The organism is Streptomyces sp. NPDC007971, assembly GCF_042958635.1.
Lineage (GTDB): Bacteria > Actinomycetota > Actinomycetes > Streptomycetales > Streptomycetaceae > Streptomyces.
On sequence record NZ_JBIBJK010000006.1, the window covers coordinates 254,331 to 278,037 of the forward strand.

Annotated in this window: 22 protein-coding genes and 7 tRNA genes; 17 read left to right on the forward strand and 12 right to left on the reverse strand. The window is 71.8% G+C overall.

The genetic code is table 11. The features are described from left to right. Nucleotides 1-21: 21 nt before the first annotated feature. On the reverse strand, nucleotides 22-1,413 hold the full coding sequence (locus tag ACFZCP_RS14990; RefSeq protein WP_391427421.1) for a protein kinase: 1,392 nt from the start codon (nucleotides 1,411-1,413) through the stop codon (nucleotides 22-24). 723 nt (nucleotides 1,414-2,136) lie between these two features. Here ACFZCP_RS14990 and ACFZCP_RS14995 point away from each other — a divergent pair. The 3 genes from ACFZCP_RS14995 to ACFZCP_RS15005 all read left to right on the forward strand — a co-directional run bounded on the left by ACFZCP_RS14995 (nucleotide 2,137) and on the right by ACFZCP_RS15005 (nucleotide 4,059). Then, nucleotides 2,137-2,313: a hypothetical protein gene (locus tag ACFZCP_RS14995; protein WP_362686674.1), complete on the forward strand. Its 177-nt coding sequence runs from the start codon at nucleotides 2,137-2,139 to the stop codon at nucleotides 2,311-2,313. A 406-nt stretch (nucleotides 2,314-2,719) separates the two neighbouring features. Further along, complete coding sequence (locus tag ACFZCP_RS15000; protein WP_391427614.1) at nucleotides 2,720-3,676, forward strand: phosphotransferase; 957 nt, start codon at nucleotides 2,720-2,722, stop codon at nucleotides 3,674-3,676. Between the two features lie 80 nt (nucleotides 3,677-3,756). Further along, on the forward strand, nucleotides 3,757-4,059 hold the full coding sequence (locus tag ACFZCP_RS15005) for a zf-TFIIB domain-containing protein (RefSeq protein WP_362686680.1): 303 nt from the start codon (nucleotides 3,757-3,759) through the stop codon (nucleotides 4,057-4,059). A gap of 52 nt (nucleotides 4,060-4,111) precedes the next feature. Here ACFZCP_RS15005 and ACFZCP_RS15010 read toward each other — a convergent pair. The 5 genes from ACFZCP_RS15010 to ACFZCP_RS15030 all read right to left on the reverse strand — a co-directional run bounded on the left by ACFZCP_RS15010 (nucleotide 4,112) and on the right by ACFZCP_RS15030 (nucleotide 4,567). Continuing rightward, nucleotides 4,112-4,183 (reverse strand) — tRNA-Val (locus tag ACFZCP_RS15010). Nucleotides 4,184-4,212: 29 nt separating this feature from the next. Further along, a tRNA-Val gene (locus ACFZCP_RS15015) sits at nucleotides 4,213-4,284 on the reverse strand. 25 nt (nucleotides 4,285-4,309) lie between these two features. After that, nucleotides 4,310-4,381, reverse strand: a tRNA-Val gene (locus ACFZCP_RS15020). 1 nt (nucleotide 4,382) lies between these two features. Continuing rightward, nucleotides 4,383-4,456, reverse strand: a tRNA-Cys gene (locus ACFZCP_RS15025). Between the two features lie 38 nt (nucleotides 4,457-4,494). Beyond that, a tRNA-Gly gene (locus ACFZCP_RS15030) sits at nucleotides 4,495-4,567 on the reverse strand. Between the two features lie 178 nt (nucleotides 4,568-4,745). Between ACFZCP_RS15030 and ACFZCP_RS15035 the strand changes: the two genes are divergently transcribed. From ACFZCP_RS15035 to ACFZCP_RS15045, 3 genes are read left to right on the forward strand one after another with little or no spacing between them, the layout of a single operon-like run. Then, entirely contained in the window at nucleotides 4,746-5,825 is a 1,080-nt protein-coding gene (locus tag ACFZCP_RS15035; RefSeq protein ID WP_391427424.1) for a chorismate-binding protein, read from the forward strand. After that, complete coding sequence (locus ACFZCP_RS15040) at nucleotides 5,822-6,643, forward strand: aminotransferase class IV (protein WP_391427426.1); 822 nt, start codon at nucleotides 5,822-5,824, stop codon at nucleotides 6,641-6,643. The genes ACFZCP_RS15035 and ACFZCP_RS15040 overlap by 4 nt, the downstream gene beginning before the upstream one ends. A 55-nt stretch (nucleotides 6,644-6,698) precedes the next feature. Beyond that, nucleotides 6,699-7,523, forward strand: a complete 825-nt coding sequence (locus ACFZCP_RS15045; protein WP_391427428.1) for a GNAT family N-acetyltransferase — start codon at nucleotides 6,699-6,701, stop codon at nucleotides 7,521-7,523. Nucleotides 7,524-7,712: 189 nt separating this feature from the next. Here ACFZCP_RS15045 and ACFZCP_RS15050 read toward each other — a convergent pair whose 3' ends face one another. Continuing rightward, a complete protein-coding gene (locus ACFZCP_RS15050; protein ID WP_391427430.1) occupies nucleotides 7,713-8,234 on the reverse strand; it encodes a DsbA family protein in 522 nt (173 codons plus the stop codon). 406 nt (nucleotides 8,235-8,640) lie between these two features. Here ACFZCP_RS15050 and ACFZCP_RS15055 point away from each other — a divergent pair, with 406 nt between their 5' ends. Continuing rightward, the gene (locus ACFZCP_RS15055) at nucleotides 8,641-9,084 is read left to right on the forward strand and encodes a hypothetical protein (RefSeq protein WP_391427432.1); all 444 of its coding nucleotides are present in this window, start codon (nucleotides 8,641-8,643) and stop codon (nucleotides 9,082-9,084) included. 121 nt (nucleotides 9,085-9,205) lie between these two features. Then, nucleotides 9,206-9,358, forward strand: a complete 153-nt coding sequence (locus tag ACFZCP_RS15060) for a hypothetical protein (RefSeq protein ID WP_361130525.1) — start codon at nucleotides 9,206-9,208, stop codon at nucleotides 9,356-9,358. A 261-nt stretch (nucleotides 9,359-9,619) separates the two neighbouring features. Here the strand turns inward: ACFZCP_RS15060 and ACFZCP_RS15065 are convergent, their stop codons facing one another. Continuing rightward, a complete protein-coding gene (locus ACFZCP_RS15065; protein ID WP_362686698.1) occupies nucleotides 9,620-10,180 on the reverse strand; it encodes a CGNR zinc finger domain-containing protein in 561 nt (186 codons plus the stop codon). 291 nt (nucleotides 10,181-10,471) lie between these two features. Further along, a complete protein-coding gene (locus ACFZCP_RS15070; RefSeq protein ID WP_004002642.1) occupies nucleotides 10,472-10,885 on the reverse strand; it encodes an SsgA family sporulation/cell division regulator in 414 nt (137 codons plus the stop codon). A gap of 191 nt (nucleotides 10,886-11,076) precedes the next feature. Here ACFZCP_RS15070 and ACFZCP_RS15075 point away from each other — a divergent pair, with 191 nt between their 5' ends. The 5 genes from ACFZCP_RS15075 to ACFZCP_RS15095 all read left to right on the forward strand — a co-directional run bounded on the left by ACFZCP_RS15075 (nucleotide 11,077) and on the right by ACFZCP_RS15095 (nucleotide 13,607). After that, nucleotides 11,077-11,529, forward strand: a complete 453-nt coding sequence (locus ACFZCP_RS15075; protein WP_391427435.1) for a TIGR02611 family protein — start codon at nucleotides 11,077-11,079, stop codon at nucleotides 11,527-11,529. An 84-nt stretch (nucleotides 11,530-11,613) separates the two neighbouring features. Next, nucleotides 11,614-11,685 (forward strand) — tRNA-Val (locus ACFZCP_RS15080). 572 nt (nucleotides 11,686-12,257) lie between these two features. Next, complete coding sequence (locus ACFZCP_RS15085) at nucleotides 12,258-12,518, forward strand: hypothetical protein (RefSeq protein WP_391427438.1); 261 nt, start codon at nucleotides 12,258-12,260, stop codon at nucleotides 12,516-12,518. Nucleotides 12,519-13,049: 531 nt separating this feature from the next. After that, complete coding sequence (locus ACFZCP_RS15090) at nucleotides 13,050-13,496, forward strand: SRPBCC family protein (RefSeq protein WP_391427440.1); 447 nt, start codon at nucleotides 13,050-13,052, stop codon at nucleotides 13,494-13,496. Between the two features lie 39 nt (nucleotides 13,497-13,535). Further along, nucleotides 13,536-13,607: transfer RNA gene (locus tag ACFZCP_RS15095), tRNA-Val, on the forward strand. Nucleotides 13,608-13,646: 39 nt separating this feature from the next. Here ACFZCP_RS15095 and ACFZCP_RS15100 read toward each other — a convergent pair. Further along, complete coding sequence (locus tag ACFZCP_RS15100; RefSeq protein ID WP_391427442.1) at nucleotides 13,647-14,372, reverse strand: exonuclease domain-containing protein; 726 nt, start codon at nucleotides 14,370-14,372, stop codon at nucleotides 13,647-13,649. Nucleotides 14,373-14,540: 168 nt separating this feature from the next. On the opposite strand from ACFZCP_RS15100, the gene ACFZCP_RS15105 reads away from it, so the two are divergent. The 4 genes from ACFZCP_RS15105 to ACFZCP_RS15120 all read left to right on the forward strand — a co-directional run bounded on the left by ACFZCP_RS15105 (nucleotide 14,541) and on the right by ACFZCP_RS15120 (nucleotide 19,099). Then, entirely contained in the window at nucleotides 14,541-15,107 is a 567-nt protein-coding gene (locus ACFZCP_RS15105) for a DUF4365 domain-containing protein (RefSeq protein WP_362686716.1), read from the forward strand. Next, nucleotides 15,104-16,339: a hypothetical protein gene (locus ACFZCP_RS15110; protein ID WP_391427444.1), complete on the forward strand. Its 1,236-nt coding sequence runs from the start codon at nucleotides 15,104-15,106 to the stop codon at nucleotides 16,337-16,339. Before ACFZCP_RS15105 ends, ACFZCP_RS15110 begins: the two co-directional genes overlap by 4 nt. A gap of 99 nt (nucleotides 16,340-16,438) precedes the next feature. Then, a complete protein-coding gene (thrS, locus tag ACFZCP_RS15115; RefSeq protein WP_391427446.1) occupies nucleotides 16,439-18,415 on the forward strand; it encodes a threonine--tRNA ligase in 1,977 nt (658 codons plus the stop codon). 123 nt (nucleotides 18,416-18,538) lie between these two features. Beyond that, nucleotides 18,539-19,099 (forward strand): HIT domain-containing protein, encoded by a 561-nt coding sequence (locus ACFZCP_RS15120; RefSeq protein ID WP_362686725.1) that lies wholly within the window; start codon nucleotides 18,539-18,541, stop codon nucleotides 19,097-19,099. 293 nt (nucleotides 19,100-19,392) lie between these two features. On the opposite strand, the gene ACFZCP_RS15125 is transcribed toward ACFZCP_RS15120, so the two are convergent. Beyond that, on the reverse strand, nucleotides 19,393-21,045 hold the full coding sequence (locus ACFZCP_RS15125; RefSeq protein WP_391427449.1) for a hypothetical protein: 1,653 nt from the start codon (nucleotides 21,043-21,045) through the stop codon (nucleotides 19,393-19,395). Nucleotides 21,046-21,484: 439 nt separating this feature from the next. After that, entirely contained in the window at nucleotides 21,485-23,683 is a 2,199-nt protein-coding gene (locus ACFZCP_RS15130; RefSeq protein ID WP_391427451.1) for an elongation factor G-like protein EF-G2, read from the reverse strand. Nucleotides 23,684-23,707 lie beyond the last annotated feature (24 nt).

The window sequence follows — 23,707 nt, forward strand, 5'->3', positions numbered from 1 at the left end:
AACCGGGCCGGACCGGACTGGTCACTTCCCGGAGCCGGACCAGCTGATGTCCGAGTCGTACCGCCCGGACATCAGCTTCCCGTCCTCCAGCGGTGTGGAGCCCGGCTGTACGTACTCCTGCCGCAGGTCCTCCCCGCCGAGCCCGCGCGCCGGTCCCTGACAGCCCTGCGCCACCGCGATACCGAGCGCGACCAGCAGGGTCACCACCACGAACACGAACAGTCGCTGACGCAGCAGCCGGGGATTGGCCGGCCGCCGCTTGGTCCTCGTGGGGTGCGGCCCCGCGCGCCCGGTCCCGCCCCGCGCGGCGGGGCGGTTCCCGCTGCCCGAGCGCGGGCCGCCGTCCCGGGGGGCCGGGGTCGGACGGGCGGGGCCCGGCCGGGAGGCGACGCCGCCGGCGCGCTGGGCGCCGACACCCCGCGCGGGAGCACCGCCCCGGGCGGGCGCGCCGCCGCGCGGCAGGGGGGTGCCGGGCGAGGTCCGTCGCTGTGTGCGCTGCTGCTCGGGGTAGGTGTCCACCAGCCGGCCGGTCGGGCGGTCCGCCTCCGCGGAGCGGGGCGCGGGCGGCCGTGCGTCGGCCAGGCCCTGTGCCTCCCGTGCGGCGATCTCCTTCAGCCGCAGTGACAGCTGGAGGGTGCTCGGCCGGTCCTCGGGGTCCTTGGCCAGACAGGCCCGTACGAGCGGTGCGAGTGCGTCCGGAACGCCCTGCAGCTGCGCCTCCTCGTGCACCACCCGGTACAGCATCACCTCGGAACTGCCGTGCCCGAAGGGCGAGTCGCCGGTCGAGGTGTAGGCCAGGGTCGCGCCGAGGGAGAAGACGTCCGTGGCGGGCGTGACGGCCGCACCGCGCACCTGCTCCGGGGCGAGGAAGCCGGGGGAGCCGACCGCCGTGCCGACGTGGGTGAGCGTGGAGGCGCCGGTCGCCCAGGCGATGCCGAAGTCGATGATCCGCGGCCCCTTCGGGGACAGCAGGATGTTGGACGGCTTCAGGTCCCGGTGGACGACTCCGGCCTCGTGCACGGCGACGAGTCCCTCGGACAGGGCCGCGCCGACCGCCGCCGTGTCGGCCGCGCTCAGCGGGCCCTCGTCGGCGACCTTGTCGTGCAGGGACGGCCCCGGAACGTACTGGGTGGCGAACCAGGGCCGCTCGGCCTCCAGGTCCGCCGCCACCAGGCGGGCCGTGCAGCCGCCCCGGATACGCCGGGCCGCCGAGACCTCACGGGCGAACCGCGACCGGAACTCCTGGTCCTCCGCCAGATCGGGCCGGATCACCTTCAGCGCGACCCGCTGCCCCTTCTTGTCGGAGCCGAGGTAGACCACGCCCATCCCGCCCGCGCCGAGCCGTCGGTGAAGCCTGAACGAGCCGACGACGCGCGGGTCCTCGCGCCTCAGGCGCATCATCGCCATGTTCATCCCCGCTGCCCGGTCCCTGTGACGTGGCACAGCTTACGTTTCCACAGCCGCCTGCGCGCAGAGGCCGCGCCCTCTCGGGCGGATGGATTGTGCGGGCCGGGCGCACGAGGTGAAACGTGGTCAGGAAGCCGGTGTCTGCGGTGCTCTCGAGGCCCGTGTGATTCCAACGTGCTTCCGTAGGACGGAGATTGACCATGAGGCAGGTGACCGGGGACGCGGACCCGGTGCCACCGGCAGGGTGCCGGGCGTGCGGGGGTGAACGACGGGCAGGAGCATCCGCCCGGTGGCCGCGGCGCGTCCCGCGCGCCCGGTCGAAGTGATCGAACTCACTAGGTGCGGCCCCCGCCCGGCACCCGGGACACGCAGCGCCTGGGCCCCGGGACACGGGGGCGCGGCCGCCAGGCCCCGTGCGCCGGGGCGATCCGGACCCGGGAGGGGCCGCGGGGATCCGGATGTGCGGGACCCGGCCGTCCGGACATGGCGGGACACAGCGGACGCCCCCCTCCGGGAAGACCCCGAGACCTGGGACCCGGTCTCCACCCAGGGGAGTACTCCGCAGGTCATGGCTCATCCTCCGGGAGGCCCGTGATTCGGTACGACGGCATGACGCCGGTCAGGCGCCGCGCGCCTAGATTTGAGGTCAAGCGGCGGGTGCAGCACTCGTCCCCCGAGGTCAGGCACTCGCCGCTGTCAACGACAACCGAATCGGTCGGGAGAGGGACCATGGCCCACACGGCACCGCGGCGCACGTCGTTCCGCACCCGCCGGACGGGCCGACGCCACCCCGTGGTGGCGACGATCATGGCCCTTCCCCTGGCGGCCCTGCTCCTTCTCGTCTTCGACGGCTGGGAGACGGTGGCCACACAGGCGTCGTCCGTGGGTGTGATGCTGGGGCGCTGAGCGGCGACCCCAGGCCCGGAAGAGCGGTCCGGGCGGGGACATCCATCCATGAAACCCCGTGGGGACGGGGGTGCGGCGGACGGCACAAATGCCGGCGCAGCTGGGGAGCTGCGCCGGCATTGCGCCGTTTCCGGGGCGCTGTCGGTGGCGGGTGCGATGCTGGCGTCGACGACCGGCTCGTACTGATCAGGGGGAATCCGGTGACAGGTGAACGCACAGGGCCCGGCTCGGCCCCGCCCGGCACCGGCTTCGAGGTCGCCCGATCCACCACCCGCCCCGGCGAGAACCGGCACTCCCGCCACGCCCGCGTCTCCGGCCCCTGCACCCTCCGCCAGTGCGCCTCCCGCCCCGCCCCCTGCCCCTCGCGCCCCTGCGCGAGCACGCCGTCGTCGCCCGGAGTGCCCGCATGAGCGAGGCCCCCGGGGTCCTCACGGCCCTCACCGCGCAGGTCGGAGCCGCCGCCCACCCCGGCACCGGCCCGGGCTCCTGCACCTGCGTCAGCACCCCCCTCGCCGACCGCTCCGACGCCACCGTCGTCCGGCACGCCGACACCGTCGCCAAGGCCCACGCCCCGGGCACCGACTCCGCCGGGCTGGCCCGCCGCCTGGCCGTCGCGGCCCGAGTCCCCGACGTCCTGCTGCCGCCGCTCACCGACGCCCCGGCCGCCCTGCACGGCCGCCTGGTGACCTTCTGGCCCTACGGCGCCCCCGTGGACCCCGACGACCGGGACGCGGCCCCCTGGGAAGCAGCCGCCACGCTTCTCGCCCTGCTGCACCGGACCGTTCCCTGCGGCCCGCTGCCCCCCATGCGCGGCCCCGCCAAGGCCGCCCATGCCCTCGCCCGGCTGCGTACGGCCCTGGACGCCACGCCCCGGCCGGCCGCACGCCCGGTCCTCCAGGCCTGGCAGGCCCTGCCCGCCTGGGCCCGCGCCGAGGCCCCGATGCCCGGCACCCCGGCCCTGTGCCACGGCGACCTGCACCTGGGCCAGCTCGTCCGCCACCCTGCACCGGACGGGCCCTGGCGTCTGATCGACGTGGACGACCTCGGTATGGGCGTCCCGGCCTGGGACCTGGCCCGCCCCGCCGCCTGGTACGCCTGCGGCCTCCTGTCGCCCGAGGAGTGGGCCCGGTTCCTGACCGCCTACCGCACGGCGGGAGGCCCTGCCGTGCCGGCCGAGGGCGATCCCTGGCCGGCCCTGGACGTCCCGGCCCGCGCGCTCACCGTGCAGACGGCGGCCCGCGCGCTCACCAAGGCGCTCGCGGAGGACGATCGCCCGCTGGACGAGGTGGAGCAGGCCCTGGTGGACACCTGCGCCCGAATGACTTCGGTCCCCCGTCAGTTGACGCGGGGATTCCCGGGTTAGGGTGCAACCGACCAGGGCCGGACGGAGTCTGTCCTGGGGAAACACGAAGCAGGACCCAACGGCGAGGAGTTGAGCCGACCATGCAGTGTCCGAAGTGCCATGCGCCGATGCACACCTACAACCGAAACGGCGTCCAGATCGAGCAGTGCAGCGGCTGTCGCGGCATCTTCCTCGACTACGGCGAGCTGGAGGCGCTGACCCAGCTGGAGGCACAGTGGAGCAAGCCCGTCCCGCCTGCCCCGCCTGTCGCTCCGCAGGCGTACCCGGCGCCGCCCGCCCCCGCCTGGGGCGCCCCGCACGGCGGTCATCACGGTGGTCACGGCCACCACGGTCACCATGGGCACCACCAGAAGAGCTGGGCCCACATGCTCTTCTCCAGCTGAGCGCACGCAGAAGCCCCCGGCCGTACGAGACGGCCGGGGGCTTTCCGGTGTGTGGACGATACTGGGATTGAACCAGTGACCTCTTCCGTGTCAGGGAAGCGCTCTCCCGCTGAGCTAATCGTCCGCGGGCTGTGACGTGAAAGTCACAGTGAGTGCGCGATACTGGGATTGAACCAGTGACCTCTTCCGTGTCAGGGAAGCGCTCTCCCGCTGAGCTAATCGCGCGGGCAAGGATCTTCATGAGATCCAGTGGACGATACTGGGATTGAACCAGTGACCTCTTCCGTGTCAGGGAAGCGCTCTCCCGCTGAGCTAATCGTCCTTGGAGGTGGAGACGGGATTTGAACCCGTGTAGACGGCTTTGCAGGCCGTTGCCTCGCCTCTCGGCCACTCCACCAGGAGTGTAGGGGATCGGGAAGACCCCTTCTTCCTTCGAGCGGACGACGAGGCTCGAACTCGCGACCTCAACCTTGGCAAGGTTGCGCTCTACCAACTGAGCTACGTCCGCCTGTCGTTTCGGTCCGCTTCCGCGTCCCGGCGACGTGTTGAACTCTAGCGGATTCCCGGGCCAGCACAAAAACGCGTTTGTGCAGCGTGCTGCGCTGCACCCGATGGACGGCATGGTCAGGGGCCCCGACGGGACATGCGCGGGTCACCTGTCGGACACCCGCCCTAGACTCGACCACGTGCTCCACCACCCGTCTCGGCTCGCTCCCCTGGCCCGGTTCGGCGACCGTCTCGCCACCGGCCTGCTCGACGTCACCAGCGATCCCGCCGCCCTGGACTCCTCCGGTTTCTGGGCCGTCTGCGCGGACTTCGAGGGCGGGCTGACCTGCGCCCGCTTCGCGGACCTGCGCAGGGAGCCGGTGCCCGCACCGGTGCCGGGGGCCTGGCGCGGCCCGGCGGTGGGGGAGTGGACGACCTCGCTGGACCGCGCCGCCTACACGGCCGCCGTGGACCGGATACGCGAGTACATCGCGGCCGGCGAGGTCTATCAGGCCAACCTCTGCCGGGTGCTGAGCGCGCCCGCCGCCCCCGAGGCCGACGTGGACGCCCTGACCGCCGTGCTGGCCCGGGGCAACCCGGCGCCGTACGCGGGCACGATCCGGCTGCCGGAACACGGCGTGGAGATCGCGAGCGCCTCGCCCGAGCTGTTCCTGCGCCGGGACGGCCGTACAGTCGAGTCGGGCCCCATCAAGGGCACCGGCCGCACCGAGGCGGATCTCCTGGAGAAGGACTACGCCGAGAACGTGATGATCGTGGATCTGGTCCGCAACGACATCGGGCGTGTCTGCGCCACCGGCAGCGTGTCCGTGCCCGACCTGTGCGCGGTCGAGAAGCACCCCGGCCTGGTCCATCTGGTGTCGACGGTCCGCGGCGAACTGCGCGACGGCGCCGGCTGGCCCGACCTGCTCGCCGCCGCCTTCCCGCCCGGCTCGGTCACCGGCGCCCCCAAGTCGAGTGCCCTCAGGATCATCGAGACCCTGGAGACCGCGCCGCGGGGTCCGTACTGCGGCGGCATCGGCTGGGTCGACGCCGACCGGGGCGCGGGTGAGCTGGCCGTGGGCATCCGCACCTTCTGGATCGACCGGGACGCCGGCGCGCTGCGCTTCGGCACCGGCGCCGGCATCACCTGGGGATCCGACCCCGAGGGGGAGTGGCGGGAGACCGAACTGAAGGCGTCCCGGCTGCTGGCTGTAGCGTCGGGTACGTACGAGGAATGCGGGGCGGGCGGGGCCGCACCCGACGAAGGGGCTCTCTCATGAAGATCTGGCTGGACGGTTCTCTGCAGGACGTCGGGTCCGCCCGCGTTTCCGTCTTCGATCACGGGCTGACCGTCGGCGACGGCATCTTCGAGACGGTGAAGGCGGCCTACGGGCAGCCCTTCGCACTCACCCGCCACCTGGACCGGCTGACCCGCTCGGCCCGGGGGCTCGGTCTGCCCGACCCCGACCACGCCGAGGTCCGCCGGGCCTGCGCGGCCGTCCTGGAGGCCAACCCGATGCCGCTGGGCAGACTGCGCATCACCTACACCGGCGGCCACGGCCCGCTCGGCTCCGACCGCGGCGAGCACGGCCCGACCCTCGTGGTCGCCCTCGGTGAGACCGCCCGCCGCCCCGACTCCACCGCGGTGATCACCGTGCCCTGGACACGCAACGAACGGGGCGCGCTCACCGGCCTGAAGACCACCTCGTACGCCGAGAACGTCGTCGCCCTCGCCCGCGCCCACCAACACGGCGCCTCCGAGGCGCTGTTCGGCAACACGGTCGGGCAGCTCTGCGAGGGCACCGGGTCGAACGTCTTCGTCGTCCTGGACGGTGAGATCCACACCCCGCCGGTCGCCTCCGGCTGCCTTCCCGGTATCACCCGCGCCCTGGCCGTCGAGTGGACCGGCGCCCAGGAGACCGACCTGCCGCTGGACGTGCTGGAGCGGGCCGAGGAGATCTTCCTCACCTCCACCCTGCGGGACGTGCAGGCCGTGCACCGGGTCGACGACCGGGAACTGCCCGGCACCCCCGGCCCGGTGACGGCGAAGGCGATGCGCGTCTTCGACGAGCGGTCCGGGCAGGACCTGGATCCCTGACATCCCCCGGAATATTCGGCTGACCCGGTGCCCCGCGGAGGGTAGAACACCGGTGATGACCACGACCCTGCGGCCGGCCGAGCCGCTTCAGCAGCATGCCGACGGCACCCGTTCCCGCCGTTACCGGGTGTGCGTGAACAGCCGCCCCGTCGGCGTGATCCACGTCGGTACCTCGGTGTCCATGGGCGACTCGGTGGCCCGCATCATCGACCTGCGCATCGAGGAACCCGACCGACGGCGTGGCCGGGCGACGGTGGCCGCGCTGGCCGCGGAGGAGGTGGCGCGCGGCTGGGGCTGCACCCGGATCGGGGCCGAGGTCCCGGCGACGGCGCACGCGGCGCTCCGGCTGGCCGGGGCCCTGGGCTACACCCTCACCAACCGGGCCATGGAAAAGTCCCTCGGCGACACCACGCCGGACCTGCCGGCGGGCAGCCGGGCACGGCCCATGACCCCGGCGGAGTTCGAGGCGCGGCAGGAGGCCGAGGCCGAGCGCTACGCCCGGACGTGGATGGAGCGGGGCCTGCCCGAGGACACGGCACGCGCCAAGGCCCGCCGGGACCACGAGAGGCTGCTGCCCGACGGGCTCGCGACCGCGGGCATGCTGCACAGCGTGCTGGAGCACGAGGGGACGCGAGTGGGCGTCCTGTGGCTGGACGTGCGGGACGGGAGGGCCTGGGTCTTCGACGTCGAGGCCGACGCCGCCCACCGCGGCAGGGGCCACGGCCGTACGCTCATGCTGCTGGCGGAGCGCCAGGCGATCGAGGCCGGCCGGCGCACCCTCGGCCTCAACGTCTTCGCGGGCAACACTCCGGCCGAGCGCCTGTACGAGTCACTCGGCTACGGCACGACGAGATGCACCTTCCTCAAGCCACTGCTCTGAGCATGGGGCGCTGCGTTGCCCGCCGTCCGGATCGGGTCCGCCGTCCGGATCGGGTCCGCCGTCCGGATCGGGTCCGCCGTCCGGACCGGGCTCAGGCCTCGGCAGGGCCCACGGCCCGGGGAGTGCCCACGGCTCGGCTGTCCCCCCGCCCGGGCCGTGGACCGGGCAGTCGGCCTGGCCGCGGACGGGTCAGGCCTGCTCGGCCAGCAGCCGGTCCGCGATCTCCTCGATGCGCTCGCGCAGGCCTTCCTGGCTCTTGCCGCCGTCGAGGCGCTCGCCGCCGATGACATAGGTCGGGGTGCCGGTCACGCCGATCGCCTTGCCCTCGGCCTGGTCCGCGTCGACGATCAGGATGTGCCGGCCGTCGATCAGTGCGGTGTCGAACTCCTCGGCGTCAAGACCGAGTTCGCGGGCGATCTCGACCAGGAAGGGTTCACCCGTGCGGTTCAGCTCCTCGACCCGCTCCAGCACCGCCTCCACGTACGGCCAGCCCTTGCCCTGCTCCAGGGCCTCCTCGGCGGCCTGGGCGGCGGCGAAGGCGTGCTTGTGCTTCTCCAGCGGGAAGTGCCGCAGCCGCACGTCCAGCCGGTTGCCGTAACGGTCGCGCAGGGCACGGACGTCGTCCAGGGCGCTGCGGCAGTCGGGGCACTGGAGTTCGCACCAGACGTCGAGGACGAGGGTTGCGGTGCGTGCGGGGGAGGAGTCGCTCATGGGCCCAGTCTTCCAGGCCGAAGACGGGCGCCCCAATCGGGACGGCACGGCTCCCGCCCTCCACGCGCCTACTGCCCTTCCCTGTCGTCCTCCCTGCCCTTCCAGTCATGCCCGCCCTTCCCCGCCCTTCTCCGTTCCGCTCGGTATGTCCCGTCCGTACGTCCCCATCTGTACGTCCTGTCTGTACGTCCCGCCTGCACGTCCCGGTACGGCTTCGCAGGCTGCGGCGCCTGACGGGGGCGGGGCCGGGACCAGCACCTCAGGAGGAGGCGACCCGGAGATCTCCCTGATGTCGGGCCGGAGCGTGGCATCGCGAGGACCGGGAGGGGCAGGATGGAAGGGACGAAGCGCACTCTGCCCGTGCGCCGCGTTCCGTTCGCCCGCCCGAGCCCGCCTGGAGGACCGGATGATTGCCGAGACCGTCTGCTCCGCCGTGTCCGCGGCGGGCCTGGGTATCGCGGTGGTCACGGCCTACCGCAAGCGTTTCCTCGCGGCCGCGCGCATCGCGGCGTACTCGCTCGTGCCGGTCGGCCTGGTGATGACAGGTGTCGTCGGCTGGCTTTCGGACACCGCGTTCAGTCCCACGGCCTGGGCGGGCTTCGGTGTGCTGGGTGCGGCCTGGCTGCTGTTCGCGAGTACGCGCGCCATCGAGCGCCGGCGCGGGGGCACCCGCGCCGACCGCAAGGCGGCACGCGGTGCCCAGGGCGGCCCGGCGGTGGCCCCGACCGCCTCGGCGCCCTCGCTCGGTGCCGGGACGACCCCTGCCGCACGACCCGCGACCGCCCCGCGTGCCGGCTCCGGCGAGGACTTCAGCGACATCGAGGCCATCCTCAAGAAGCACGGCATATGACCTGAAACCGCTCATAATCGGAAGCAAGTCGAACCGTCCGGTAGGGAAATCGGTGAAGTCCCGCACTCCGCGGGTGTGTTGATCGCCAACGAGGCATGCCCTGGGCCATCATCACCGCGAGATGCTGGACACGAGACAGAGCGAGGCCGCGCCGCAGAAGGACGAGCCGCGCGGGTGCCTCTTCGCCCTTTCCCAGCCACCGCTGATGATCTTCCTTGCGGTGATCGGGTGTCTGCTCCTCATGGCTGCGCTGCACGATCTGCTGTTGCTGTGAGCCGTACACGCCCGTCCCGGCGCCACCCGCCGGGGCCGGCGTCGCCCCCGTCGGGCACGCACCTGCCGATCCCGCTCGGGTCTGTCGGCCGGTCCTGCTCCTGGCTTGCGCCGACCGGTCCTGCTCCTGACCGCGCCGTTCGATCACGCCGGTCGGTCCCGCGTGCGGACCTACGTCCGTCGATCCCCCTTGCGCGCTTGCGTCGGCCGACCCCGTTCCGCGCTTGGGCCGGGGGATCCTGCAGGGGGCGTTGCCCGCCGGTCAGCCCGCCGCCTCCTTGCGCCGCGCCCGGTAGGCGGCCACATGCAGGCGGTTGCCGCAGGTGCGGCTGTCGCAGTAGCGGCGCGAGCGGTTGCGGGAGAGATCCACGAAGGCGTGCCGGCAGTCCGGCGCCTCGCAGCGCCGCAGCCGCTCCTGCTCCCCGGCCACCACGAAGAAGGCGAGCGCCATCCCGCAGTCGGCGGCGAGGTGGTCGGCCACCGAGGCGCCGGGCGCGAAGTAGTGCACATGCCAGTCGTAGCCGTCGTGGTCCGTGAGACGCGGGGTGGTGCCGGCCGCGGCGACCAGGTCGTTGATCATTCCTGCCGCGGTCCGGGCGTCCGGGGCCGCGAAGATGCCGGCGAAGCGGTTGCGGACCTTGCGTACGGCCGACAGATCGAACTCCGACAGCACCCCGACATCGCTCATTTTGTGGCTTCGTACGAAATCGGTGAGAGCCGCGACATCCGGCAGTCCGTCCGCCGCCGCGTTGTCCTCCGGCACGGTGTTCACCAGATCCACCACGGTGTCGAGGGCACACCGGGTGTCGTGGGTGATCAGCACGTTTCGCTCTCCCTGGCCTGGGGGTCGGGCGCGGGCGCCCGCCGATGCTGGCCGATGGTAGCGACATCCGCGCCGACCGCACCGGGTTCTCGCCCCACCGGTGCCTGCCCGTGGAACGCTTCCGTGCCCGCCAGGGTTCCCGGACCCCGCGGGCGGCGGCCGTACGCGCGCAGGCCGACGCCGCCCCGTGAGTACTCACGGTGACGGCGTCGGCCTGTGCCGTATGCGGTTGTCTTGGCCCGAGCCGTCTCCCCGAGTGGACGGCGCCGGGCGGCTTTGAGGGGCCGCGGCCTAGCTCTCCGCCAGGATGTGCGAGAGCTCCTGATCCAGATCGAAGTGCCGGTGTTCCGTGCCGGGCGGCACGGCGGCGTCGGTTCGCTTCAGGAAGGACTCCAGGGCCCGCGCCGGGGCCTCGAGCAGAGCCTCTCCCTCCGGGGAGCTGAGGGCGATGCACACGACGCCCTGGCCATGACTACGGGATGGCCAGACGCGGACGTCGCCGGTTCCGGTGGGCCGGTGAAGCCCCTCGGCGAGGAGGTCGCGGGCGAACACCCACTCGACGGTCTCCTCGGCTCCGGTGTGGAAGGTGGCGTGCACGGCGTAGGGGTCGGCCGTGTCGTACCGCAGGCCTGCGGGGACAGGCAGGGAGGACTCGCTCGACACAACGAGGCGCAGGTGCAGCTCGCAGCTGACCGTGGTGTTCATAAGCGCCAGGGCCTTTCGCTCAGTGTGCGCTCGGGGATTCGCACGTCGGCGAAATCGACATGCCACCTACGGTGCCGTTGTAAACCCCTCTGAGGGTTTTGCGTGCCTTTACGTAACTCTTCCGGCCGAGAACTTGTCCAAGATCTACGACCATTCCGGTGACCGGATTCACTCGGGTAGGGTTTGGATGTATGAATACGGGGAGTGACGATCGGGGCGAGGGCGCCGTGGCGTCGAGCGAGACGAAGGCGGGCGCGGACCGGCCCGAGCGGGGGCTCGGTTCCCGTGCGCCGGAATTCATCAGGGCCCGCCGGGCCCTGCACCTGAGCTGGCAGGTCGGCGTCTTCGTGGTCGGCCTCGCGGTCGTCGTCGCGGGCATCGTCATGCTGCCGTTGCCCGGTCCGGGCTGGGTGGTGATCTTCGCGGGCATGGCGATCTGGGCGACCGAGTTCGTCTGGGCCCAGCTCGTGCTGCGCTGGACGAAACGCAAGGTCACCGAGGCGGCACAGCGGGCTCTCGATCCGCGGGTGCGCCGCCGGAACATCACTTTGACGGTGATCGGTCTGGCGGTTGTGGGGACACTGGCCGGGATCTACCTGTGGAAGTTCGGCATCGTCATGCCCTGGAAGATCAAGGATCAGTGACGGACCCGCGGGCGGACGCCGGCCGGCGGGTCGGACCTTGGTCGGAGGCACCCCCTGACATGGGGTAATGTTCTTCCTGCGCCCGGGCGATTAGCTCAGTGGGAGAGCGCTTCGTTCACACCGAAGAGGTCACTGGTTCGAACCCAGTATCGCCCACCCGGAACGACGGTCCATCTGCGAACAGCAGGTGGGCCGTCGTCGTATGTGCAGCCGTCGTCGCAGGTGCACGTGCACCTGCACACCTGCGCGGACGTGTGAGCGGTCCGGCTCTCCGGAGCGGGCAGCCGGCATGCGCCGAGCCGCCCCGACGCTGCGAGACGCCGCCCGAACCCCGGGGCCGCTCCTCCTCCGGCATGTCCCGTTCCGGTGCCGACGGCGGGTCCCTCCGCCGCTCGCTTCCCCTCCGCTTGCTTCCCCCTCCGCCTTCCTCTCGGGCAGGGATTCCCGGAGTCCTGGCACGCCTGGCGCCACCAGCAGGCGGTGTCGGCCGTCGCCGGGTGCCAGGTGGTGGGTCGTGGGTGGCGGCCGCGGACGTCCGGGGTCACGGCAGCCCTTCGAAAGCCAACCGGATCCTGACCGACCGGCTCGCCCTTCCTGCCCGCCTGACACCCCCTCACCTGCACCGTCGCCCGGCGTGGCCCCTGAAGGCGGCCGGTGCCCCGGAGGCCGTGCGCGGGCCCGCCCCGAGGGCCGGGTGCGACGGTGAGTGCGGTTCCGGGAAGGGGGTGGTGACGATCCGTTACTCGGTAGGTGCCGAGGACCTGGCCGAGAAGGCCGACCGGACGATCGCCTTCTTCGAGAAGGCGCAGCCGCAGAACAAGGTCAAGGCCGACTTTCGGACGTATCCATCGTTCTGGGAGAAGTCCCGGACCGGGTCGACGGCGGAAATCCCGCGAACGTATTCCGGAATGTCGTCGCGTTCCTTCGGAAGTGCGGTGGGGGAGGAATTCCTCTTGACCTCAAGTCTCAGGGCCGGGCAAGGCATCTGAGTCCGGATCACTTCCGAGAAGGCATCACGGAGGCAGGCGAGGCCGACGGCGGACAGCCCGGAATTCCGGTCGCTTCCGACGTCAAGTGCTCGTCGCCGGCCCGAAGGCCGTCCGGCAGGACATGGCCGAGTCTCCCCTCTGTGCCGGTCGTGGCGTCAACGCCACCGAGGCCGAGGAGAAGGACTGCTGAGGCTCCGACGGCTGCACCGTCCGCCCTGGGAGACCGAGCCGACCGAGCCGACCGAGCCGACCGAGCCGGCGGAGCCGACCGCCCTGGTCGAGGGCGCGAGGCGAGCCGGGTGTCCGGCAGCGACGCCGCGCCGTACGGTCCCGCGGCCGTCGAGACCCCGGCCCTGCGCCGCGGCAGGAAACCCGGCCGGGAAGCGAGACCGGGAAACGAGACCGGGAAACGAGAGGCGAGCGCCGTCGCACGGGCGGCGGCGCTCACCACCAGAGTGTGGTCCGCGTCACGAGGAGAGGACATGAGTACGCGTACTCAGATCGGCGCCTCCACCAGGGCAGACTCTGTTCATGGACTGGTCCCGCTACCGCTTCCGCAGCCTGTGGTCCCTGCCCGCTTCGCCGGAAACCGTGTACGCGGTGCTGGAACGGCCCGAGGAGTACCCCCGCTGGTGGCCGCAGGTCCGGACGGTCACCCGGCTCGACGACACCACCGGCGTCCTCACCATCCGCTCCGTCCTGCCGTACGAGATGAGCTTCATCGCCCGCCGGACGCGTCACGACCCGGCCGCGGGCATCCTGGAGATCGCCATGTCCGGTGACATCGCCGGCTGGGCCCGCTGGACGGTCACGGCCGACGGCGCGGGGACCCTCGCCCGCTACGACCAGGTCGTCGACGTGCACAAGCCCCTGCTGCGACGGCTGGCCGTACCCGGACGTCCCCTCTTACGCGCCAACCACCGGCTGATGATGGCCGCCGGACGGCGCGGACTGCTGCGGTACCTCGAAGCGGTTTGAAGTAACACCGCAGGGGCCTGTATTGTTCAGTGCGTTCCCGGGCGATTAGCTCAGTGGGAGAGCGCTTCGTTCACACCGAAGAGGTCACTGGTTCGAACCCAGTATCGCCCACCGGGAAAGGCCGGTCCGCCACAGGCGGACCGGCCTTCTTCATGCCGCCGCAGGCAGCTCGGGCCGCAGGGGCCAGTCCGTGTTCACCGTCTCCTCCGAGCCGCTGCGCGCGAACCACGCCTGCAGACCACGGGCCTGCGCCGCATGCCAGGCGGCCTGCAACGTGTGCAGCTCGCCGGGGGACAGACGCTCCAGACGGGTCGCGAAACGGCGGCCCAGCGCCCGTACGACCTCCAGTGCGGCCAGCGCGTCCGCCGCCGCGTCGTGCGCATCCTCCAGCGTCACGCCGTAGTGCGCGCACAGATCGGTCAGGGTCCGTCGGCCCTTGCGATAGCGGTCCAGGTGCTTGTCCAGCACCCGCGGGTCCAGCACCCGCAGCGGCACCGACTCGAACCAGCGGTCCAGCGACGAGGCGCGGTGCCGGCGCAACTCCCGGTCCAGGAGCGTCAGATCGAACGGCGCGTTCATCACGACCAGTGGCCGGCTCATCGCCGCGTGCTCGGCCAGCTGCTCGGCTATCTCGTACATCACGGGCGCCGGCCAGCGCCCGTTGTGCTGCAGGTGTTCATCGGTCAGTCCGTGTACCGCCGTCGCCGCCTCAGGCACCGGCACGCCCGGGTTCACCAGCCACCGGGTGATCCGGGGCCGGGTGCCCGGCGCATCCTGGACGACGACGGCGGCCGACACGATCCGGTCGGTCTCGACGTCCACGCCCGTCGTCTCCGTGTCGAAGGCGGCCAGCGGCCCCTCGTACCAGGTCGTCATGTGAACCCAACTCCTCGTTCACTTACAGCAGGTGACGTTCCGTCTTCTGCCCGTTTGGTGATACCCGGGCCGTTTGCGCCGTACGCCGGGAGGAGACAACAGGAGTACGGGTCTTTGCAGTTCAGCGGCCCGGCACGGGGAAACTCTTGGCTTGGAAGGCTGTTGGTCATGGCCATAGCGCAGCCCGAGCGGCGCGGGCTGCTGCCCGAACGCACGGGCCCCCTCCGCGGCACGCTCGCCACCACCGCCTGCATGGAGACGCTGCAGGTCGGATATCTGCACGCGGTCGCCGCCGCGGCGGGCTGCTCGCTGTCCCAGCCCTTTCCGGACAACGGCATCGACTGGCACGTCAGCCACAGCGCGCCCGCACACACCGTCGACGACGAGGTCACCATCAAGGTGCAGCTGAAGTGCACCTACCAGGTCGCGCCCAACCCCCCGGGCCGCTTCTTCTCCTTCACGCTCGACAACGACCACCTGCGCAAACTCGCCCGCACACCGGTCTCGGTGCACAAGATCCTGGTCGTCATGCTCGTCCCGCGGTCCCAGGACGACTGGCTGCGCGCCAGCCACGACCGGCTCGACCTCAGGCACTGCTGCTACTGGGTCAACCTGGCCGGCCATCCGGTCACCGGCCGGCACCGGACCACCGTGCGGATACCGACCTCGCGCATCTTCGACGACCGGGCGCTGTGCGAGATCATGACGCGGGTCGGGACGGGAGGCAGGCCATGAGAAGCCGTCCGTACGACGGGGTGGTCCGGCAGGTCCGGCCGCACCCCGACGACCTCGCCTGGAACCGGCCCCCCGACCCCGCCCAGGTCGACCCCGCCGTGCTCGGTGCCCTGCTGCACCGCCACGGCTGGCAGCGGCGCGGGGGAGCGGCCGGGCGCTACGGCCGCTGGACCCCGCCGGGGCCGGGCGGTGGCGCGACCAGCCTGCTGGTGCCCGAGAGCCGGGCCTTCCCCGACAGCGAGGACCTGCTCGGCGAGGCCCTCGACGCCCTGGCCCGCAGCGACACGCCCTCGGCGCGCGAGGTGCTGATCTCCCTCGCCGTGCCCAGTGACGAGATCCGCTGGTGGCGGGACACCCCGACCGGGCCCGTGGGCGGCGCGGCCCCCTGGATCGTCGACGAGCAACTGCGCACCGCCGCACGGCAGATGCTCCTCGCCGCCGCGCTCGCCACGCGCGCGCGGGCGGGCTACTACGGTGCCCGGCACCGCCGCGCCGCCGCCGTCCTCCTGGAGAACCTCCTCGTCGGACCGGCCGCCGAGGGCCGCCGGCTGACCGCCTTCACCCCGGTGCCCACCGCCCGCCCGCTCGCCGTCCGCCTCCACCAGGCCCTGCACGCGGCCCGTGAGGCCATCGACTACGAGCGGGCCACCGGCGGCATGGACGCCTTCGACGGTGCCGTCGAGGCCGGCGTCAGCCGTGAACTGACCGAGGCCCTGATCACCCTCGTCCGGGGCACCGAGGGCGCCCGCATCGCCGTCGCCTGGGCACCCGGGGCCGGTGTCCCCGAGGGCTGCGCCGTCTCCGCCGAACCCGTCGAGTTCTCGCCCGGCGACCTGCCCGTGCTGCGTGCGGCGAGCGCCCGCTATGTGCAGGAGGAGCCCTCCGTGCCGGTCCGGATCACGGGCGCCGTGGTCCGCCTGCGCCGCTCCGGTCCCCGCGGCGAGGGCACCGTACGGCTGCGGGTGCTCGCGGGCGCCGAGGTCCCGCACGTCCGCGTCACCCTGGACGAGGAGGACTACCGCATCGCCGGCCACGCCCACCTCGTCGGCCTCCCCGTGCGGGTGCACGGCCGGCTGGAGCGCCGGGGCGGCTTCCGCAGGCTCACCGGCGCCTCCGGTGTCGTACCCGTGCAGGTGGACGACGCCGAGCGGGACCGGCTGCTGAAGTCCCTGCAGGAGAATCTCGATTTCTTCGAGGAGGCGTGCGGAGAGGGGTACGGGGCCGAGGACTGAGGGTGACCGTTTCGCGGTCGGCGCCGTCGGGTCGGTACGATCCCTTGTGCGCGCGTTCCTGGTATGGCGCCGCACCCCACCTTCAGTCAGGAGAGACCGGTGTCAGACGTCCGTGTGATCATCCAGCGCGATTCCGAGCGGGAAGAACGCGTGGTGACGACGGGCACTACGGCCGCCGAGCTCTTCGCCGGCGAGCGCTCGATCATCGCCGCGCGTGTGGGGGGCGAGCTCAAGGACCTCACCCACGAGGTCAAGGACGGCGAGACCGTCGAGGGCGTCGAGATCTCCTCCGAGGACGGCCTGAACATCCTGCGCCACTCGACCGCGCACGTCATGGCGCAGGCCGTGCAGGAGCTGTTCCCCGAGGCGAAGCTGGGCATCGGCCCGCCCGTCAAGGACGGCTTCTACTACGACTTCGACGTCGAGAAGCCGTTCACGCCCGAGGATCTCAAGGCCGTCGAGAAGAAGATGCAGGAGATCCAGAAGCGGGGCCAGAAGTTCTCCCGCCGCGTCGTCACCGACGAGGCCGCCCGCGAGGAGCTGGCCGCCGAGCCGTACAAGCTGGAGCTGATCGGCCTCAAGGGCTCCGCCTCGTCCGACGACGGTGCGGACGTCGAGGTCGGCGCCGGCGAGCTGACGATCTACGACAACCTGGACGCCAAGACCGGCGAGCTGTGCTGGAAGGACCTCTGCCGCGGTCCCCACCTGCCCTCGACCCGCCTGATCCCCGCGTTCAAGCTGATGCGCAACGCGGCCGCCTACTGGCGCGGCAGCGAGAAGAACCCGATGCTCCAGCGCATCTACGGCACCGCCTGGCCGTCCAAGGACGAGCTGAAGGCGTACCTCGACTTCCTCGCCGAGGCCGAGAAGCGCGACCACCGCAAGCTGGGCAACGAGCTGGACCTCTTCTCGATCCCCGAGCAGATCGGCTCCGGCCTCGCCGTCTTCCACCCCAAGGGCGGCATCGTCCGCCGCGTGATGGAGGACTACTCGCGCCGCCGGCACGAGGAAGAGGGCTACGAGTTCGTCTACACCCCGCACGCGACCAAGGGGAAGCTCTTCGAGACCTCGGGCCACCTGGACTGGTACGCCGAGGGCATGTACCCGCCCATGCAGCTCGACGAGGGCGTGGACTACTACCTCAAGCCCATGAACTGCCCGATGCACAACCTGATCTTCGACGCGCGCGGCCGCTCGTACCGCGAACTGCCGCTGCGTCTCTTCGAGTTCGGCACCGTGTACCGGTACGAGAAGTCGGGCGTCGTGCACGGCCTGACCCGTGCCCGCGGCTTCACCCAGGACGACGCGCACATCTACTGCACCCGTGAGCAGATGTCCGAGGAGCTGGACAAGACGCTCACCTTCGTCCTCGGCCTGCTGCGCGACTACGGCCTGACCGACTTCTACCTCGAGCTCTCCACCAAGGACCCGGAGAAGTTCGTCGGCGCCGACGAGGTCTGGGAGGAGGCCACGGAGACCCTCCGCCAGGTCGCCGAGAAGCAGGGCCTGCCCCTGGTCCCGGACCCGGGCGGCGCCGCCTTCTACGGCCCGAAGATCTCCGTCCAGGCCAAGGACGCGATCGGGCGCACCTGGCAGATGTCGACCATCCAGCTCGACTTCAACCTGCCCGAGCGCTTCGACCTGGAGTACACCGGCCCGGACGGCTCCAAGCAGCGCCCGGTGATGATCCACCGCGCCCTCTTCGGCTCGATCGAGCGATTCTTCGCCGTGCTCCTGGAGCACTACGCGGGCGCCTTCCCCGCGTGGCTCGCCCCCGTCCAGGCGATCGGCATCCCGATCGGCGACGGGCACGTCGAGTACCTGGAGAAGTTCGCCGCGGCGGCCAGGAAGAAGGGCCTGCGCGTCGAGGTGGACTCCTCCTCGGACCGGATGCAGAAGAAGATCCGCAACGCCCAGAAGCAGAAGGTGCCCTTCATGGTCATCGCGGGCGACGAGGACATGTCGAACAACTCGGTGTCCTTCCGCTACCGCGACGGCTCCCAGGAGAACGGCATCCCCTTCGACGAGGCCATCGCCAAGATCGCAAAGGTCGTGGAGGAGCGGACCCAGGTCTGACGTCCCGGTTCAGGGCCCCCGGCTCTGACGTCCCGGTTCAGGGCCCCCGGCGGATCGCATCCCCGGGGGCCCTCGCCGTCCTCCGCCTCGCCCCTGCGACACGCCACGAACGGGCGAAGCCATATGCTGCCTTGCATGACGAGTGAGCCGGAGCAGCAGATCGGAGTGGGGACGCAGGACGCGTTCCAGCGCCTGTGGACGCCCCACCGGATGGCCTACATCCAGGGCGAGAACAAGCCGACCGGCCCGGGGTCCGGCGACGGCTGCCCGTTCTGCTCGATCCCGGCCAAGTCCGACGAGGACGGCCTGATCGTCCGCCGCGGCGAGCATGTGTACGCCGTGCTCAACCTCTACCCCTACAACGGCGGCCACCTGATGACCGTGCCCTACCGGCACGTGGCCGACTACACCGATCTGACCGGCCCGGAGACCTCCGAGCTGGCCGAGCTGACCAAGCAGGCGATGACGGCCCTGCGCACCGCCTCCGGCGCACACGGCTTCAACATCGGCATGAACCAGGGCACGGTGGCCGGCGCCGGTATCGCGGCCCATCTGCACCAGCACATCGTCCCGCGCTGGGGCGGCGACACGAACTTCATGCCCGTGGTCGGCCACACGAAGGTGCTGCCGCAGCTGCTCGCCGATACGAGGAAGATGCTGGCCGAGGCCTGGCCCAGGAGCTGACGGGGCGCCGCAGCCGGCCCGCCCGGCGTTCGTGGACAAGCCCTGTTCGGTGGCGAAGCGGGGTCCGGGGGCGGCAGCCCCCGGACCGTGAAATTCGAGCGTCCGTCACCGGACCGAGCAGCCGGAGCGTCCGTCACCGGGTCTGCAACAGCGTCCGTCACCGGGCCTGAAACGGGGAGCGGCCGTCATCGGACCGGGCATCCGGAGGTCCGTCACCGGGCCTGGAACCTGGGGCGGCCCGTCACCGGAGCGGGAAGCCGGAGCCACCCGTCACCTGCCGGACCGCCGGGGGCCTACGCGTCGTACAGGTCCGCCTTCCGCGGCGTCGGATCCTGGACCAGCCCGCTCAGGACGGACGAGCGGTTGCCGAACTTCTCCGTGTCCACGCCGTTCTCCCTCAGGACGCGGAGAGCCGCCGAGTGGACCACCCTCAGCACCGGCGTGGCCGCACGCAGCGCGTCGTCGGCCATGAAGCGGTGGCGCCAGGGCTGATCGGCCCAGGCGTGCCGCAGGCCGAACGGCTCGGGCAGGGCCAGCGAACCGCCGAGCCAGTTGAGCAGCGGCGGATACCAGGTCAGCGGAGCGCGGGCGGCCAGCCGCACCACCTCGTCGGTGGGGACCAGCGGCAGCTTGACCGTCCGCGTCTCCCAGGGCTTGAGAGACTTGGTGACCTGCTTGGTCGGCGCCTCGGGCTTGGCGTTGAACAGCGGATTCACCGGCCCCAGGGCATGCCCGGTCACCTCGATGCGCAGCGTCTCGTGCAGCACGGTCACCGTGATCAGCAAGGTGATGACCAGCTGCCCGTCCCACAGCGTCCACTGCACACCCAGGTAGTGCCGGTCACCGCTGCCGAACTGCTGCTTGTTGCAGATGTCCTGTATGGCGTGCGTCTTGACCTGGAACGCCTCGACGTCCGTGCCCTCCGGCCGGGACACCGCCCCGGCCTTCTCGCCGATCGGCGTGACGATCCAGTGGCGTATCGACGGCCGGGGGAAGCCACCGGTGTTCAGCGGGCCGCGCTCCAGCATGCGCAGCTGGTCGTGGATCGCCCGCACGACGTCCCAGCTGCGGAAGGGGTGGATCTCCCGGGTGGGGTCGGCCGACACCAGGTCCTCGGCGAGCTGCCAGGCACCCCAGCGGGTGCCCATGCCGAGTATGCCCTTGGGGCCGGCGTAGAAGACCGAGTTGGACTGCTGCTCGGCGCTGAGCCGGGCCAGCGACTGGCGCAGCTGCTCCGCCGCGGTCTCGCCCGGGCCGCGCGGCACCGCCTCGGGGACCTTCGCCCCGATGCTGCTGCCGGAGAGCAGGGCGTCCCAGCGCGCCCGCAGGTCCTTCGCGGTGCGCTCGCAGATCCGCTTGGCCAGGAACCACCCCAGCACCGGGGCGATCACCGCAGCCCGTGCGTACCAGGCCCAGAAGCCGTGGAGCGGCATCTTCAGCAGGAAGAGGACGGCCAGCAGACCGACTCCGTAGAGCAGGGCGCTGGCCGCCCACCCGGCGCGCTTGGCGTCGCGCCTGCCGACGAACCGGCGCAGCTGGAAGACGATCAGCCAGCCGACGAGTCCCGGCAGGAAGATCAGGCCGCACACGACCATGAGCAGGGACAGCCGGTTGTCGCGGTCCCGGCGGATGTTGTTGGCCGCCATGCAGTGCTCCACGACGACCGCGGGCTCGGCGCCGAAGGACTGGATGAGCGGCTTGCGGCCGGGGGCGAGCATCCGGTCGACGACGGCCCGGGAGAAGGCCTCGCCGAGATTGGGCCGGAAGATCGTGGCCCACTTGCGGCCCGGCTTGACGGTCGACTGGTGCCAGTCGTTGTCGGCCTTCTTGATCTCGTCGAGCACATTGTCCCGGTAGGCCGCCGAGGCCAGTGCGAAGGTCGCCGCCTGGCCCTCGTCCCCGGAGACGGGCACCTGAGGCCCGTCCCACTCCGTTCCCACCGACATTGCCGCCCCCCTCGCCGCCGGTCTCGCTCCTGCGGCCTTCCCGACTTCCTTGCTCCGCACACCTGTTGGCCCGGACGACGTGCCGATACCACTCCGGTACCGCCCGAGTTCGGCACGACGCGATCAGGTGATCAGCGTATCCGCAGCAACTGACAGTGCGTCGGCGGACGGCCGAAGCCCTTTCGGCTGCCCGTCCGTCCCGGGGCGCGCCGGCCGGTGCCGGGAGCCCGGCAGCGCTCGGCCCCTGGAGCCCGCGCGCCCGGACCCTCCGGCGCCGGCGTCCCCTCGGGGGCGTCCGGACTCCCCGGCTCCGGCGTCCCCTCGGGGGCGCTCGGACTCCCGACACCGGCGTGCCCCTGCGGGCGTCCGGACTCCATGCACCGGCGTGCCCCGGCGGCTCACTGGGAGCGCCGGCGCACGCCGGTCGAACGGTGGTGCGCTACGGCGTCTCGCCCGCCTGTTCACGGATCCGCTCCGCGATCTGCGGCGGCATCGGCTCGTGCCGCGCGTACGCCCGGCTGAAGCGGGCCGTGCCGTGCGACAGGGAACGCAGGTCGATCGCGTAGCGGCCGATCTCGAACTCGGGCACCTCGGCACGGATCAGGGTCCGGCCGGAGCCCACCTGTTCGGTGCCGAGCACCCGGCCGCGCCGAGTCGACAGGTCGCTCATCACCGCGCCCACGTAGTCGTCGGCCACCAGCACGGTCACCTCGGCCACCGGTTCCAGCAGATGGATCCGGCTCTCGGCCGCGGCCTCCCGCAGGGCCAGCGCGCCCGCCGTCTGGAAGGCGGCGTCGGAGGAGTCCACCGAGTGCGCCTTGCCGTCCAGCAGCGTGATCCGCACGTCCACCAGCGGATAGCCGGCCGCGACTCCCTTCGTGGCCTGCGCCCGTACGCCCTTTTCCACCGAGGGGATGAACTGGCGCGGTACGGCGCCGCCCACCACCTTGTCCACGAACTCGATGCCCGAGCCGCCGGGCAGCGGCTCCACCTCGATCTCGCAGATGGCGTACTGCCCGTGCCCCCCGGACTGCTTGACGTGCCGGCCGCGTCCCGCCGCCCTGTCGGCGAACGTCTCCCGCAGGGAGACCCGGTGCGGGACGACGTCGACCTGGACGCCGTACCGGCTGCGCAGCCGCTCCAGGGCGACGTCCGCATGGGCCTCGCCCAGGCACCACAGGACCACCTGGTGGGTGTTCTGGTTCTGCTCCAGGCGCATCGTCGGGTCCTCGGCGACCAGCCGGGAAAGGCCCTGCGAGAGCTTGTCCTCGTCGGTCTTGCTGTGCGCCTGGATGGCCAGCGGCAGCAGCGGGTCGGGCATCTGCCAGGGCTCCATCAGGAGCGGGTCGTCCTTGGGCGAGAGCGTGTCCCCGGTCTCGGCCCGGCTCAGCTTGGCCACACACACCAGGTCGCCCGCGACGGCGTGCGTCACCGGGCGCTGCTGTTTGCCGAAGGGCATGGACAGCGCGCCGATGCGCTCGTCGACGTCGTGGTCCTCGTGCCCGCGGTCGGCCAGGCCGTGCCCGGAGACGTGCACCGTCTCGTCGGGCCGCAGGGTGCCGGAGAAGACGCGGACGAGGGAGATGCGCCCGACGTAGGGGTCGGAGGCCGTCTTGACGACCTCGGCGACCAGTGGTCCGCTCGTGTCGCAGGCCTTCAGCTCGCGTGGCTTGCCGTCGACGGTGGTGACCCCGGGCATGGGGTGCTCGAACGGGGTCGGGAACCCGCCGGTGATCAGCTCCAGCAGCTCCACCGTGCCGAGGCCCTGCTTGGCGCCCTCGGCGGCGGGGGCGGCCGCCAGGACGGGGAAGAACGTGCCCCGTGCGACGGCCCGCTCCAGGTCCTCGATCAGGGTCTTCACATCGATCTGCTCGCCGCCCAGATAGCGGTCCATGAGGGTCTCGTCCTCGCTCTCGGCGATGATCCCCTCGATGAGCCGGTTGCGGGCCTCGGCGATGTCCGGCAGCTGGTCGTCGCCGGGCTCGGACTCCTTGCGCTCACCGCTCGCGTAGTCGAACAGCTTCTGTGACAGCAGGCCGATCAGCCCGGTCACGGGCGCGTGCCCGTCGGGGCCCTCCGGCCCGCGCAGCGGCAGGTACAGCGGCAGCACGGCGTCCGGGTCGTCCGCGCCGAAGGCCTCGGCGCACACCCGGGTCATCTCCTCGAAGTCCGCGCGGGCGGCCTCCAGGTGCGTGATCACGATCGCGCGGGGCATGCCGACGGCCTGGCACTCCTCCCAGACCATCCGGGTCGAGCCGTCCACCCCGTCCGAGGCCGAGACGACGAAGAGGGCCGCGTCCGCCGCGCGCAGACCGGCCCTCAGCTCCCCGACGAAGTCGGCGTACCCGGGGGTGTCGAGGATGTTGACCTTGATGCCGTCCCATTCCACCGGCGCCAGGGAGAGCTGTACCGAGCGCTGCTGCCGGTGCTCGATGTCGTCGTAGTCGGAGACGGTGCCGCCGTCCTCCACACGGCCCGCCCGGTTCACCGCCCCCGCGGTCAGCGCGAGGGCCTCCACCAGTGTGGTTTTTCCCGATCCGGAGTGGCCGACCAGCACCACATTCCGTACGGACGCGGGGTGGTCGGCCGCTACTGCCCTGCCGGCGGCTCCGGGGTGTGATTGCGCCTTGTCGCCCATGATCCTGCCTCCCGTGCACGGTGA